Raw genomic sequence first — 14,354 nt, 5'->3', positions numbered from 1 at the left:
AACCTGCGCAGGTCATGAAGGTTCGGGCTCCCCTGTTGGCAGCGCGCCACGCCGCGCGTCCCTTCCGGCGTGCCGGGACATGGCTTACCGACCAGATCAGGCGGCAGCTGATCACGCGGAACCGCCGGGTCGCGATCGTGCTGGCCGTGATCAGCATGGCGGTGGCTTTTATCGCGGCGCACGTGTCCGCGTGGCTGGTCTCGCCGGGCGTCATGGTCTTGCCGCTGCTGGCGGGCGGGCTGCTGCTGTGGCCGAGGGCGCTGCGGATCCTGATCGGCATCAGCGCGGCGGGCCTGGTGTACGACGTCGTGCTGCACAGGACGGGCCCGGGGATCGTGCTGACGATCGGCGCCACCGCGTACTTCGCCGACGTGCTGTCTAACACGCGGGGCAAGCTCGGCACCCGCGGGCTGCGCGCCGACCGGATGATGATCGAGCTGCGCGACCGCATCAGGGCCCAGGGCAACCTGCCCGAGCTCGGCGAGGGCTGGGGCTCGACGGTGGTGCTCCGCCCCGCGGGCGGCTCCTCGTTCGGCGGTGACTTTGTCGTCTCCTACAGTGACGGCAAGACGCTTGAGGTGGCGCTCGTCGACGTGTCAGGCAAGGGCATGGACGCGGCGACGCGTGCCCTGCTGCTTTCCGGTGCCTTCGGCGGCGTGATCGGCTCGGTGCCGAGGGAGCAGTTCCTTCCCGCGGCCAATGCCTACCTGCGCCGCGGCTCCACCGACGAGGGGTTCGTGACGGCGGTCCACCTGTCGATCGAGCTGGCCTCGGGGGAGTACACGCTGTACTCGGCCGGGCACCCGCCGGCCGCGCGGTTCGACGCGACCACCGGGAAGTGGCGGATGAGCGGCGCCCGCGGCATCGTGCTCGGCGTGGTCCCCGACCTGGCCGCCGTGCCTGACGTCCCCGAGGAGGGCGTGCTCCGCCGCGGCGACGCCATCATGCTCTACACCGACGGCCTGGTCGAGGCGCCGGGACGCGACATCGACGACGGCATTGCGCGCCTGCTCGGAGAGGCGGAGCGACTGGTAGTCGCGGGTTTCAAGACCGGCGCGCCCGACTTGGTCAGCACCATGCAGCGCACGGTCGCCAGCGGCGACGACTGCGCCCTAGTGCTCATCTGGCGCTCGTAACAGCCGACCCCCCGCCCAACGAAGATCATCCCGAAAATGCCCTTGTTGTTGCCGGGGTCATAGTCCCGGTAGCTACAAGGGCATTCGCTTAACGATCTTCCGGGCCGTGTGAGTGCCGTTGGGCCGGCGACAGCCGGCCCAACGGCACGTCGCCTAGGGGAGTGCTTTGGCGGACGACAGCAGGTCAGCGGCCGCCTTGATCAGGTCGTCCGCCTTGCTTACGTTCACCGGCCGGCCGCCGAACGCCGCGCCGTACAGCATCGTCTTCATTCCGGCGACGAGCATGTCGCGCTGACTGCCGAGCCCTGCGAGCAGCGACTCCAGCTTGGTGTAGGTGACATCGCTCGCCGAGGTCGACGAAAGCGCGACCGTGGACGCCCGCAGCGTGTCGAGCCCGAACGGTCCCACCGCCGCGTTGATCGCGGTGAAGGCGTCGCCGAGCCGCACCAGCGTGGGATAGGAGGCCTTGAGCGACGGGCGCAGCGCGGACGGCTTGATCACCTCGGGGAGCACCCGGCCGTCCGGCGTGTAGTCGTCGCGCAGGCCGAGCAGCTCCATCATCGTCGGCTGGATGTCGGTGTGATCGGACCAGATGGACCCGGTCGCTCCCAGATGACGGACGCCGGGTCCGGCGAAGCCGAGGAACGTGGTGTTGATCTTGGAGGCGACGTCTCCGTGGTTCCACGCGTCCCCGCCGGCCGGCTCGCAGGTGAGCACCTTGGTGCCGCAGGAGGCGGGCAGAGAGCTGTCCAGCCAGAAGTCCGGGTTGCCGAATAGCGCGAGCGTTGCCGTCCGCTTCGGGTCGCCGGTGACCATGTGCAGCAGCTTCATCTCCACCGGGTCGGCTAGGTAGTTGGTAACCCGGACGGTCTTGCCGGTGGCCACGTCCTTGGCGGTCAGCTTCGCCGCCGCGCGTTCCAGCGCCCGCACCGCGGCCGTCGTCCGCCCCGGCTGGTGGTGGACGTAGATGATCGGCGCGGAGTCGGCCTGCACGTCGAACGGTGTGGTCACGCCCTTCGCCGCGAGCATGCCGGTCAGGTTGCCGTCCACCTCGCCGACGTTCTTGTAGTGGCAGACGACCGTGACGCCGTTGCAGCCGGGGTTGGACGGCGCGCCGCCGACGAAGTGGTCGCCCTCGTCCGCGGTGACGACGAACAGCGTGTTGGCCTTGGTGATGCCGTGCGCCGCGAGGCCGGAGAAGAACGTGCCGAACGCCTTGTTCTCCGTGCGCAGCTGCGACTCGTACTGCGCGGAACCCGGGCCGAGGCCGGCTCCGGTGGTCCAGGAGTCATGCACGTCGGACAGGTACGTGAAGGTGACGGGGACGCCGTGGGTCTGCATGTCCAGGGTGTAGGCGAGCGCGCTAGGCCCGGTCATGCCGTCGTACCCGGGGAAGCCGATGTCCCCGGCGGAATCCTTGATGACCGCGCCGTTGAGGCTGCGCACCGGTCCGGCGGGCGACATCAGCGGGTCGAGGTACTTGGCACCGAAAAGCGCACGGTAGCCGTGGTACCCGCCCGGCTCGGCGGCCAGCGTGTCGGGCACCGAGTGGTACTTCGCGCACAGGGCCGACTGGCGCGCGCAGTGCACCGACAGGCCCTCGTAGTCGGCGGCCGCCTTGGCCGACAGCTTGGGGTTGTCCGCCTCCTTGGCGTCGGCCGACTTCGCGCCGAACACCTTGGCCACGTCGGGCGCCTGGTTCTCGAGTTCGGTGTCGGCCGCCGCGACCGAGCCGAAGTCGCAGCCGGCGCGGGTGTACGGCACCCACGGCGCGGGCGGGTTCTTGCCGTTATGCCCGACGAGCGTGGTGTGCGAGTCGCCCACCGGGGTCCCGGCGTAGCTCGTGAAGTAGTCCACGATCGGGTCGGTCCAGTAGGCGAAGTCGCCGGCCTCGTCGGAAGACCCGTCGGCCGCCGAGGTGTAGTAGTGGTACTCGTTCGCGACGGCGGTACCGGTGCCACTGCCGTACAGGCCGGTTTCCGATGTCACGATGTCGTTGGCGGTGTGCGCGATCAGCGGCGTGTGCTCCTGCGACAGCAGTGCGCCCGAACTGGTGATGAACGTCAGCAGGTTCGGCATCTGCTGCAGGTCGCTCGGCACCCGCGGGTTGTCCCGCGTGTAGTGCACGTTGTCGAACTGGATGTAGATGACGTGCTTGATCTTCCCGCCCGCCATCCGGCAGGCGGCCGGCGAAGACGAAGACGGCGAAGACGGAGCGGCAGCAGCGGCCGCGGCCGCGCCGCCCGCGACCATGCCTAGCGCGAGGACACCGCCGCCAAGCACGGCAAGCGCCGAACGTGATCGAGGGAGACGACGGTGATTCGGGGAACGGGGTACACGCATCTCAGGTGCCTCCACCGCGTCAAGACCCGCTCCCGACGCGGGTCTGGCCACGCCACCGTAGGCGCGCAAGACCATGCCTAAGCGGCGGCACTGTGACAATAACCTGAACTCCAGCCGAACGGACCCTGCATTAAATCTTTACGTATCCTTAAGACCCGGGCCGCGGAAGGCATCGCAACCGAAAACTTTGCGACTCCTTCAGACAGGGCGCAGACGAGGCTTGCCGGGTGCAAGCGATCACGACGTGCGGTTTCTCGCCTGTGGCATCATCCGTCTCGCCGCAGCCGCCGCTGCACGGCGCGCGTCCGGCACGGCACTCCGCGTCAGATTGTTTCGACAATGTATCAAATCGCCATTTCACTGGATGGCGCATCGGCAGGCGTAAAAATGCTCTCGCCGGGGTAAGCAGCACTACTTCCGCCGTTCCAGTGCACCCGAGACGGGCAGATGTCAAGCCGGCGGGCCGTTCTGCTTAACCCGCGTATCTTCCCAGCTCAGTAGGCTCTTGACAAGACCAGTCCGCATTCTCAAGCATATCGGGTGTGCCCGATGCAAACTAATTAAGTGATGGCAATGCCGCTACCGAGGGCACGCAGGGCCGTTTCCCTGACGGGCCTGTCATAGTTCTCCGACAGCCGCGTCAGGTGACGGGTGCGTCATTGTTTGCATTTATTTCTGTCCTGTGCCCAAATAGACAGGTGACACGATCGGAGGGTCTAGACCAGGTTGCGGCGGCAGACGGCACGAGCCGGCCGATCGTCCGGCCCGTGACACGATCGGAGGGTCTAGACCAGGTTGCGGGGGCAGGGCCGACGCCGGGTATCACCGTCGCGGCCGAGGTCTCCCTTGCCGTCGCGGCAAAGGCCTCAGCGGAGAACTTCCCTGTCGCCCTCCGTGTCCTGCCCAGGCGCTGGCGTGCTCACCTCACCGCGCTGTACGGCTTCGCCAGGCTCACCGACGACATCGGCGACGAGCCGCTGCCCGGCATACCGCGCGGTGCCACCGAAGCAGAGGTCACCGCGATCAGGCTCAAGCTGCTCGACGAGCTTGAGCAGGACGTCAGGCGGATCTTCGACCAGGGTGCCCCGGAGCCGGAACTCGAAGCCATCAGGGCGCTCAAGAGCACCGTAAAAGCCTGCCAGATCCCTGCCCAGCCGCTGTACGACCTCATCCAGGCAAACCGCCAGGACCAGGTCGTCACCAGGTACGCGAGCTATCAGGAGCTCGTCGACTACTGCAAGCTGTCGGCCAACCCGGTCGGTCAGGTCGTCCTGTACATCATGGACGCCGCCACGCCGGATCGCATCGCCGCCTCCGATAGCATCTGCACTGCTCTGCAGGTCATCGAGCACTGCCAGGACGTCGCCGAGGACTTCGGCAACGGGAGGATCTACCTGCCGCGCGAAGACATGGACGCACACGGCGTCACCGAGGCGGACCTGGCACGGCCCGCCGCGAGCCAGCGGGTGCAGGATCTCGTCAAGTTCGAGATCGACCGCGCCGACGCGCTGCTCGCCGCGGGCGCCCCGCTGGTTGGCACGCTGCACGGCATGGCCCGGCTGGCCATCGCGGGCTACGTGGCCGGGGGCCGCGCGACTCTGAAATCTGTCAGAGGCAGTAGCTACGATGTCCTGCGCGCCGTGCCCAGGCCCGGCAAAGCCGACACAGTCGCCATGATGGCGAGCTGTTACATCAAGGGGAGGTGAGAGTGAACGCCGACGAGGCCTACGCCGAGTGTGAGCGGATCACCTGGGAGCAGGCGAGGAACTTCGCCTACGGCATCAGGCTGCTGCCGCCCGCCAAGCGCCGTGCGCTCGCCGCCGTCTACGCCTACGCCAGGCGGATAGACGACATCGGCGATGGCGACTTGCCTGCCGAGGAGAAGACGGAGGCGCTCGAGGCCGCACGGGAGCAGGTTCTCGGGCTAGTCGAAAAGGTCAAGAACTCCGTCAAAAACACCACGGACACCGCGGACAGCGAAACCGATCCGGTGCTGGTGGCGCTGGCCGACGCGGGCGCCAGGTTCCCGATACCGCTCGAGGCGTTCACTGAGCTCATCGATGGCTGCCTGGCCGACGTCAACAAGGCGACCTACAAGACTTTCGACGACCTGCTCTGGTACTGCAGGTGCGTCGCGGGCAGCATCGGCCGGCTGAGCCTGGGCATATACGGCCCCACGCACCCGGAACGTCAGAGCAAGATCGCCGACGACCTCGGCGTGGCGCTCCAGCTCACCAACATCCTGCGCGACGTCCGCGAAGACTTCCTCAACAACCGGATCTACCTGCCGGAAGAGGACCTGGAGCGGTTCGGCATCCAGTTCGAGCCGTTCGGCTCGACTGAGCCGTTCGCCACCGATGCGATGCGGGCGCGGTTCGCGAACCTGGTCGAGTTCGAGGCCAACAGGGCCCGCGAATGGTACGGAAGCGGCCTGCGGCTGCTCGCCACCATCGACCGCCGCAGCGCGGCCTGCACCGGCGCGATGGCGGGCATCTACCGCCGGCTCCTCGAGCGCATCGCGCGAAACCCAAGCGAGGTGCTCGCCGGCCGCATGTCGCTGCCCGGCAGTGAGAAGGCCCTGGTCGCCGCCCAGGCACTGGCCGGCTTCGACCGCTGGAAGTACCGCAAGGGGGCAAAGTGAAGGTCGTCGTCATCGGCGGCGGCCTGGCCGGCATCACCGCGGCGGTCGCCCTCGCCAATGCGAAACACGAGGTGACGCTCCTCGAGGCCAAGCCGCGCCTCGGCGGCGCGACGATGTCCTTCAACCGCGACGGGCTGGTCGTCGACACCGGGCAGCACGTGTTCCTGCGCTGCTGCACTGCCTACCGTGGGCTGCTCGACCGGCTCGGCATGTCCGCGCACGCGCCGATCCAGCCCCGCTTCGAGGTGACGGTGGTCGCTCCGGGCAAGCGGACGGTCATGAAGCGCCGCCGCGTCCCCGCCCCTCTCCACATGCTGCCTGCTCTCCTCGGGTACCCCTTCTTGACTAATCCCGAACGGGTTCGGCTTTCCCGTGCCGCCCTCGCTTTCAAGCGACTGGATGAGAACGACCCCAAGACGGATCAGGTCCGGCTCGGCGACTGGCTCGAGGCGCACGGCCAGGACGTGCGGACAAGGCGCGTGCTCTGGGACCTGTTCTCTGTCTCCTCGATCAACGTGCCAGGCGACGACGCGAGCCTCGCCCTGGCCGCCGTCGTGGTGAAGACCGGCCTGCTCGGCGCCGCGGACGCCGCCGACATCGGCGTGCCCGCGCTGTCGCTCGGCGAGCTGCACGGCGCCGCCGCGGCCAGGCACTTGGCCAAGGTGGGCGCGACCGTCCGCCTGCAGGCGAAGGTCGCCGCGATCGAGCCCAAGGGCGAGGAGTTCCTCATCCGCCTCGCCAGCGCTGGAAACGGCAGCGCTGGAAACGGCGGAGCTGGAAACGGCGGGGCTGGCAACGCCGGGAGCGCCGAAGCAGGCGCGGAGTCCGGCGAGGTCCCGGCCGGCGGGGGAGAAGCCGGCGAGGGAGAAGACATCGTCGCGGACGCCGTCGTGCTCGCGGTGCCGCACGAGCAGGCCGCACGGCTGATCCCGCCCGGCGCGCTGCCGACCGATACGGTCGACGGCTGGGCCGGGCTCGGCGCCGCGCCGATCGTGAACGTGCACGTTATCTACGACCGCAAGGTGATGGACGTGCCGTTCGCCGCGGCCGTGGACTCCCCGGTGCAGTGGGTGTTCGACCGGACAAGGATCTCCGGGATGCACGCGCGCGGCGACGACGGCCAGTACCTGGCGATCTCCCTGTCGGCGGCCGACGAGTACGCCAACATGCCGGTCGCGGAGCTGCGCGAGAAGTTCGTGCCCGCGCTCGCGGAGCTGTTCCCCGCGGCAAGGGACGCGAACGTCTCCGAGTTCTTCGTGACAAGGGAGAAGCGCGCGACCTTCCGCGGTGTGCCGGGCACGGCGCGGCTGCGCCCGAAGGCGGCGACCAGCCTGCCCGGCCTGGTGCTCGCGGGCTCGTGGACCGACACCGGCTGGCCCGACACCATGGAGGGCGCGGTTCGCAGCGGCCTGAACGCAGTGATCGCGATCCACGAAGCGCTTGCTGAGCGCCCGATGGCAAAGGGCGCCATCGTATCGGGCGCTCAGCAAGCGACTCTCCCGGGGGGACGACCCCCCGTACCCCCCGATGTGTCCGCTAGCGCGGACACAGGTTCCGGTACCGATGCCGACGAGAAAACAGTTACTGAAGTGAGCAAAGCCGAGATGAACAACGAAGCGGATGAGAGGGAGGTGCGCTCGTGACGGTCGTGATGCCCGCAGGCGTCGCCGTGGCGCGTGACCTGGTCGGCCCGGCCACGGAAGCCGCGATCAACCGGCTGACCCCCCGCGTTCGCCGGGTGGCCGCCTACCACTATGGCCTGGCCGACGCGCAGGGTAATCCGGTGCGGGTCGGCAGCGGCAAGGCGCTGCGCCCGGCGCTGGCCCTGCTCTCCGCCCGCGCCGCGGGCGTCGCCCCCGAGCGCGGGGTGAGCGCGGCGGTTGCGGTCGAGCTTGTGCACAACTTCTCGTTGCTGCACGACGACATCATGGACGGCGACACCGAGCGGCGACACCGGCCGACCGCGTGGACCGTCTTCGGTGTCGGCGCCGCGATACTGGCAGGCGACGCGATGCTCGCGCTGGCCAACGACCTGCTGCTCGAGGACACCGCGCCCGGCGGCCTGTGGGCGGCGCGATGCCTGTCCACCGCCGTGCAGCGGCTGATCGCCGGGCAGGGCGAGGATCTCGCCTTCGAGGAGCGCGGCGACGTGACGCTCGCCGAGTGCATCGAGATGGCCGGCGACAAGACGGCCGCGCTGATGGCCTGCGCCTGCACGATCGGCGCGGTGCACGTGGGCGCGGCGCCCGAGCTCGCGATGGGCCTTGCCGAGTTCGGCGGGCACGTCGGCTTGGCGTTCCAGCTCACCGACGACCTGCTCGGCATCTGGGGCGCGCCAGAGGTGACAGGCAAGCCGGTCCGTGCCGACCTGCGGGCACGCAAGAAGTCGCTGCCCGTCGTGGCCGCGCTGACCAGCGGCGCGCCGGAGGCACCGGAACTCAGGGCGCTGCTCGCCCGCGAGGACGACCTGTCCGAGGACGAGCTGCTGCAGGCCGCGGACCTGATCGTCGCCGCCGGCGGCAAGGCCTGGGCCGAGAAGGAGGCCGACGACCGGCTGGCGGCCGCCGCGGCCTCACTCGACGGCATCGGCATCCCCGCCGACGTCCGGGCCGAGTTCATTGCCATCGCCGAATTCATCACCGCCCGCCAGTGGTAACGGAGCAGCAACCGATGACGACCGCAGCCCGCAGGGCCCCGACCAGGGGGACTGAGGCGGAGGGCGCCAAGCCCGGCACCGTACCGGCACCGGCCAGCCCGGTGGAGGCCGGCACCGCGGCCGAGGTCTCCGGCGCGCCGGAGACCCGGGCTGCCCCGGCATTCGCGGCGATCGGCGACCTCGCTGAGGTCGCCGCGGCCACGCTGACCGCTGCCCGCGATCACCTGCTCGGCCTGCAGGACCCGCGCGGGTGGTGGATCGGCGAGCTCGAGACCAACGTGACGATGGACGCCGAGGACGTGCTGCTGCGGCACTTCCTCGGCATCCTCACTGACACCGACCTGAAGGAGACCGCGGTCTGGATCCGCTCTCAGCAGCGGGCGGACGGCACGTGGGCCAACTTCTACGGCGGCCCCGGTGACCTGTCCACCACGGTCGAGGCGTACGTCGCGCTGCGCCTGGCGGGCGATCAGCCGGACGCGCCGCACATGCGGACCGCCGCCGAGTGGATCACTACGAGCGGCGGCCTCACCGCGACCCGCGTGTTCACCAGGATGTGGCTCGCGCTGTCCGGCCTCTGGTCGTGGGACGCGTTGCCGGTGATCCCGCCCGAGGTCATCTACCTGCCGTCCTGGTTCCCGCTGAACATCTACGACTGGGGCTGCTGGGCCAGGCAGACGATCGTCGCGCTCGCGGTCGTGTCGAGCTTCAAGCCGAGCAACCCGCTGCCGTTCACCATCGACGAGCTGTACGCCGCGACCCCTGGCCTGCCGCCCAAGGCGGACCAGAAGGACGCCTGGTCGGTGGCGTTCAACACCCTGGACAAGGCGCTGCACAAGGTCGAGCCGAAGATCCCGGCCCGCGCCAGGAGGGCCGCGCTGCGCCGCTGCACCGACTGGATCGTCGCCCGCCAGGAGGCCGACGGCTGCTGGGGCGGCATCCAGCCGCCGTGGGTGTACTCGATCATGGCGCTGACCCTGATGGGCTACGGCCTGGACAACCCGATCGTGAAGAAGGCGCTCGACGGCATCGAGGGCTTCACGATCCGCGAGGACGGCATGCGCCGCATCGAGGCCTGTCAGTCCCCGGTCTGGGACACCGTGCTGACGATGGTCGCCCTGGAGGACGCAGGCCTCGCCGCGGACCACCCGGCGCTGGTCAGCGCGGCGGGCTGGCTGCTCGACGAGGAGATCCGCCAGCCGGGGGACTGGGCGGTGCGCCGCCCGCATACGGACCCGGGCGGCTGGGCGTTCGAGTTCGAGAACGACAACTACGCCGACACCGACGACAGCGCCGAGGTCATACTCGCGCTGCGCCGGGTCGACCTCGCCGAGCGGAATCCGGCCAACAGGGCCGCGATCCGGCGCGGCCTGCGCTGGCTCGAGGGTATGCAGTCCAAGGACGGCGGCTGGGGCGCGTTCGACGCGGACAACACCCGCGAGCTGATCAACAAGCTGCCGTTCTGCGACTTCGGCGCGGTCATCGACCCGCCGTCGGCCGACGTGACCGCGCACATCGTGGAGGCGTTCGCCGCCGAGGGGCTGGCCAGCGAGACCGCGTGCCGCCGTGGCGTGATCTGGCTGCTGAAGAACCAGGAGCCGGACGGCTCGTGGTTCGGCCGCTGGGGGGCGAACTACCTGTACGGCACGGGCGCCGTGGTGCCCGCGCTGATCGCCGCGGGGGTGCGGCCGCACAAGCCGCAGATCCGCCGCGCCGTCGCGTGGCTGGAAAGCGTGCAGAACGCGGACGGCGGCTGGGGCGAGGACCTGCGCTCCTACGACGACCCGAACGCCTGGTCGGGCCGGGGCGCGTCAACCGCGAGCCAGACCGCGTGGGCGCTGCTCGCCCTGCTCGCGGCCGGCGAGCGGGACGGCGCCGCCGTCGAGCGGGGCATCCGGTGGCTGGCGGCCACCCAGCGTGCCGACGGCACCTGGGACGAGCCGTACTTCACCGGCACCGGCTTCCCGCGCGACTTCTACCTCAATTACCACCTGTACCGGCTGGCTTTCCCCGTCTCCGCTCTCGGTCGATTTGTCGGGGGCGCGGGGGTCGTCCCCCGCAAGGAGCAGAGCTACGTGAGGGGTACTTAACAATGACTGAAACCATTCCGCAGCCGCGAACGCACGTGGCAGCGGACCGGATCGAGGACACGGCGCCTGAGTCTGCAAAACCGGGCCTGCTCGTCTTCGCTCCGCTCCGCATTGAGGCAAACGCCGTCCGCCGCGGCCTGACCAGGCCCGGCAGCCAGGTGCTGCGCACCGGCATGGGCGGCACCCGGGCGAAGAGGTCGGCGGTCAAGAGCCAGCCGCACTCGTTCGGCGCTACGGTTGTTATGGGGACGGCCGCCGGGCTTTCCGACGACCTCAGCCCGGGCGACCTGGTCGTCGCGACCGAGGTGAGCGACGGCGAGACCACCGTCGCCCTGCCGGGCGCGGCCCTGCTCGCGGCGGAGCTGCGCCGCGCCGGGCTTAATGCCCGCGCGGGACGGCTGGTCACCGTCGGCAAGCTCGTCAGGTCCGCGGAACGGGTTCGGCTTGCCTCCGACGGCTACCTCGCCGCCGACATGGAGTCGGCGGCCCTGGTGGCCGCCCTTGCGGGCACAGCCGCGGGGCACCCGGTCGCCGTGATCCGCGCCGTCTCCGACGCCGGGTTCGGTCCGGGGATGGTCAGCGGCGGGATGGCCGCGCTGCGCTCGCTGCGCCTGGCCGCGCCCGTCGCGGAGAAGTGGGCCGCCGCCTGCCGGCAGCGGACAGTGCTTCTCGCCGGGCCGCGGTCGTTCTGCGCCGGCGTGGAGCGGGCCATTGAGATCGTGGAGCGCGCGCTCGAACTGCGCGGCGCCCCGGTCTACGTGCGCAAGCAGATCGTGCACAACACCCGGGTTGTCTCCGACCTCGAGCAGCGCGGCGCGGTGTTCGTCGATGAACTCGACGAGGTGCCGGACGGCGCGACGGTGGTGTTCTCCGCGCACGGCGTGTCGCCCGCGGTGCGGACCGACGCGAGCGGTCGCGGCCTGTCGGTGATCGACGCGACCTGCCCGCTGGTGTCGAAGGTGCACGCGGAGGCGCGCAGGTTCGCCCGCGAAGGCTACACGGTGGCGCTGATCGGGCACGCGGGCCACGAGGAGGTCGAGGGCACGCTCGGCGAGGCGCCGGACTCGACGGTCCTGGTGCAGACCGCGCAAGACGTGGCGTCGCTCGACGTGGCAGACCCGTCGAAGCTCGCCTTCCTGATGCAGACCACGCTGGCCATCGACGAGGCCGCCGATGTGGCGGGCGCGCTGCGTGACAAGTTTCCGCAGATGCGCGCGCCCGGCTCGGACGACATCTGCTATGCGACGACCAACAGGCAGGCCGCCGTGCGCGCCGTCGCCGCCGAAGCGGACCTGGTGCTCGTCGCCGGCTCGGCGAACTCCTCCAACTCGGTCCGGCTCGTCGAGCGCTCGCAGCGCGACGGCACCCCGGCGCACCTGATCGACGGGGCGACCGACATCGACCTGGCGTGGCTGTCCGGCGTCTCGGTCGTCGGCCTCACCGCCGGCGCGTCCGCGCCGCCCGCGGTGGTCAGCGAGATCATCGACGCGCTGTCCGGCCTCGGCACGGTGACCGTGACCGAGCGGGTGACGACCACCGAGTCGGTCCAGTTCGGCCTGCCGCGCGAGGTCCGCTAGCGGCGAGACCCTTCAGGTTCTTCAGCTTCCTCGGCATCGTCAGCCCCGCCCGCGGCAACCGCCGCGGGCGGGGCTGACGCGTTGCGCGGGCCCCATGCGGCGCGTTTCCGGACATTTCGGATATCTCATACCGGCCGGATAGGCCCGAATTCGGTCGCCGATTCACTGTCAGAGGCTGACGGAACACGGCTTGTTCGAAGCATGGGCTCAGGGATCACTCAGAAATGGCCGCCAGTGTATGAGCTGGCGCGGCCGTCGTGCCGGGGTTTGATGCGCTCCCCCGGGTGCGGCGGTACCGCGCCGCCACTGTAGTCATCCCCGGGCACATCCTGCTGAGTCCGTTTGAGGAGTCTGATGTTCTTCACGTACCTATGGCGCGAGTTGCGGCGACGCGCCCGCCAGGCCACATTCATAGCGGTGGGCCTGGCGCTAGGAATCGGGCTGGTGATCACCGTGACCGCGGCGTCTGCCGGAGTTAAAAACGCCCAGTCCTCGGTCCTCCATTCCCTGTACGGCGTCGGCACCGACATCACCGTGACCAAGACGCCGACCTTCGGCAGCGGCACCGGCGGCACCGGGTTCAACTTCCGGCAGTCCTTCGGCAGCTCGAACAGCAAGTCATCGAGCACGTCGGTCAACCGGAACATGCTGACCTCCGATTTCACGCTCGCCTCGATCGCCTCGACCGAGGTGACCACCGTCTCCAAGCTCAAGAACGTTTCGGCGGCGGCCGGCGGGCTGACCCTGACCGACCGGGTGATCAGCGGCAACTTCGGCAGCAACTCCACGCCGGGCAGCACTCCGACGGCACGGCCCACCGGCGGTTACGGCGGCTCGGGGAGCGGCAGCTCGAACGGCGGATCGCGGTCCTTCAGCGGCGGCTTCAACTTTGGTAACAGCTACACCGTCGAGGGCGTCGACCTCGCCAACGGCGAGCTCGGCCCGCTGTCCACCGGGACCGTCAGCACCGGCAGGACCTTCGCCTCGGCCGACGCGGCCAAGAACGTCGCGCTCGTCGACTCTAACTACGCCACCTCGCAGAAGCTGAAGGTCGGCTCGACGGTCAGCATCGGCAACTCCAAGGGCGTGGCCACCAAGTTCACGGTCATCGGCATCGTGAAGGACGCCTCGGGCACCACCGAGGACGACGTCTACATCCCGCTCGGCCGAGCTCAGGCGCTGTCCGGCCTGACCGGCAAGATCAACACCATCTACGTGGCAGCGAGCAGCGGCGACAAGATCACCACGGTCGCCAGCTCGATCAAGACGGCCGTGTCCGGCGCCACCGTGACCGACCAGGACACCCTGGCCAGCCAGGTGACGGGTTCCATCTCAAGCGCCGCGTCGCTCGCCAACAACCTCGGCAAGTGGCTGGCCATCGCGGTGCTCGCCGCGGCCTTCCTGCTGGCGAGCCTGCTCACCATGTCGGCCGTCTCCCGCCGCGTGCGTGAGTTCGGCACGCTGAAGGCGCTCGGCTGGAAGTCACGCCGGGTGGTCGGCCAGGTCGTCGGCGAGTCGATCGCGATCGGCATTGTCGGCGGCGTGATAGGCGTCGGACTCGGCTTCGCCGGCGCCTGGGCCGTCGGCAAGTTCGCGCATCCGCTGTCCGCGTCGCTTGGCTCGACCACCGGCTCTGCGACTCCGGGTGGCGCGCAGCGGTTCGGCGCCTTCCCCGGCGGGGGCACGGCTCCCGGCGGTACCGGCGGGACCAACCCGTTCCGCGGCGCCTTCGGCAACGCGGCCAACAACGCCTCCTCGGTCACCGTGCACCTGAGCGCGCCGGTCACCATCACCGTAATCATCCTCGCGGTCGGGCTCGCCGTATTCGGCGGGCTGATCGCCGGCGGGTTCGGCGGCTGGCGGGCCGCGCGGCTGCGCCCGGCGGCGGCACTGTCCAAGGTCGCCTGATCA

The 14,354-nt window shown here is 69.8% G+C and carries 9 protein-coding genes; 8 read left to right on the top strand and 1 reads right to left on the bottom strand.

Annotation, left to right across the window (positions count from 1 at the left end; all coding sequences use genetic code 11):
• The first annotated feature begins 35 nt into the window (after positions 1-35).
• Positions 36-1,136 carry a PP2C family protein-serine/threonine phosphatase gene (locus EAS64_RS01820; RefSeq protein WP_246115485.1) on the top strand — a complete coding sequence of 367 codons (1,101 nt, stop codon included), beginning with the start codon at positions 36-38 and terminating at the stop codon, positions 1,134-1,136.
• Between the two features lie 153 nt (positions 1,137-1,289).
• Here the strand turns inward: EAS64_RS01820 and EAS64_RS01815 are convergent, their stop codons facing one another.
• Entirely contained in the window at positions 1,290-3,419 is a 2,130-nt protein-coding gene (locus EAS64_RS01815) for a hypothetical protein (protein ID WP_145850957.1), read from the bottom strand.
• Positions 3,420-4,246: 827 nt separating this feature from the next.
• On the opposite strand from EAS64_RS01815, the gene hpnC reads away from it, so the two are divergent.
• The 7 genes from hpnC (at position 4,247) to EAS64_RS01780 (ending at position 14,351) form a co-directional block, all read left to right on the top strand.
• Positions 4,247-5,185: a squalene synthase HpnC gene (gene hpnC, locus EAS64_RS01810; protein WP_145850956.1), complete on the top strand. Its 939-nt coding sequence runs from the start codon at positions 4,247-4,249 to the stop codon at positions 5,183-5,185.
• Between the two features lie 2 nt (positions 5,186-5,187).
• The gene (locus EAS64_RS01805; RefSeq protein WP_145850955.1) at positions 5,188-6,120 is read left to right on the top strand and encodes a phytoene/squalene synthase family protein; all 933 of its coding nucleotides are present in this window, start codon (positions 5,188-5,190) and stop codon (positions 6,118-6,120) included.
• The gene (locus tag EAS64_RS45445; protein ID WP_145850954.1) at positions 6,117-7,763 is read left to right on the top strand and encodes a hydroxysqualene dehydroxylase; all 1,647 of its coding nucleotides are present in this window, start codon (positions 6,117-6,119) and stop codon (positions 7,761-7,763) included. Before EAS64_RS01805 ends, EAS64_RS45445 begins: the two co-directional genes overlap by 4 nt.
• Positions 7,760-8,776 carry a polyprenyl synthetase family protein gene (locus EAS64_RS01795; RefSeq protein WP_246115484.1) on the top strand — a complete coding sequence of 339 codons (1,017 nt, stop codon included), beginning with the start codon at positions 7,760-7,762 and terminating at the stop codon, positions 8,774-8,776. Before EAS64_RS45445 ends, EAS64_RS01795 begins: the two co-directional genes overlap by 4 nt.
• A 14-nt stretch (positions 8,777-8,790) precedes the next feature.
• Positions 8,791-10,866: a squalene--hopene cyclase gene (gene shc, locus EAS64_RS01790; RefSeq protein WP_145850953.1), complete on the top strand. Its 2,076-nt coding sequence runs from the start codon at positions 8,791-8,793 to the stop codon at positions 10,864-10,866.
• 2 nt (positions 10,867-10,868) lie between these two features.
• Entirely contained in the window at positions 10,869-12,443 is a 1,575-nt protein-coding gene (ispH, locus tag EAS64_RS01785; RefSeq protein WP_145850952.1) for a 4-hydroxy-3-methylbut-2-enyl diphosphate reductase, read from the top strand.
• A 354-nt stretch (positions 12,444-12,797) separates the two neighbouring features.
• The gene (locus EAS64_RS01780) at positions 12,798-14,351 is read left to right on the top strand and encodes an ABC transporter permease (protein ID WP_145850951.1); all 1,554 of its coding nucleotides are present in this window, start codon (positions 12,798-12,800) and stop codon (positions 14,349-14,351) included.
• Positions 14,352-14,354: the final 3 nt, after the last annotated feature.

Origin of the sequence: Trebonia kvetii, assembly GCF_007827045.1 — a bacterium.
Classification (GTDB): domain Bacteria; phylum Actinomycetota; class Actinomycetes; order Streptosporangiales; family Streptosporangiaceae; genus Trebonia; species Trebonia kvetii.
This window is presented reverse-complemented; position numbering and strand designations above follow the sequence as displayed.

Excerpts from the sequence above, each read along its gene's own strand:
- EAS64_RS01780 (WP_145850951.1), top strand. The coding sequence starts at position 12,798 with ATGTTCTTCACGTACCTATGGCGCGAGTTGCGGCGACGCGCCCGCCAG.
- shc (WP_145850953.1), top strand. The coding sequence starts at position 8,791 with ATGACGACCGCAGCCCGCAGGGCCCCGACCAGGGGGACTGAGGCGGAG.
- ispH (WP_145850952.1), top strand. The coding sequence starts at position 10,869 with ATGACTGAAACCATTCCGCAGCCGCGAACGCACGTGGCAGCGGACCGG.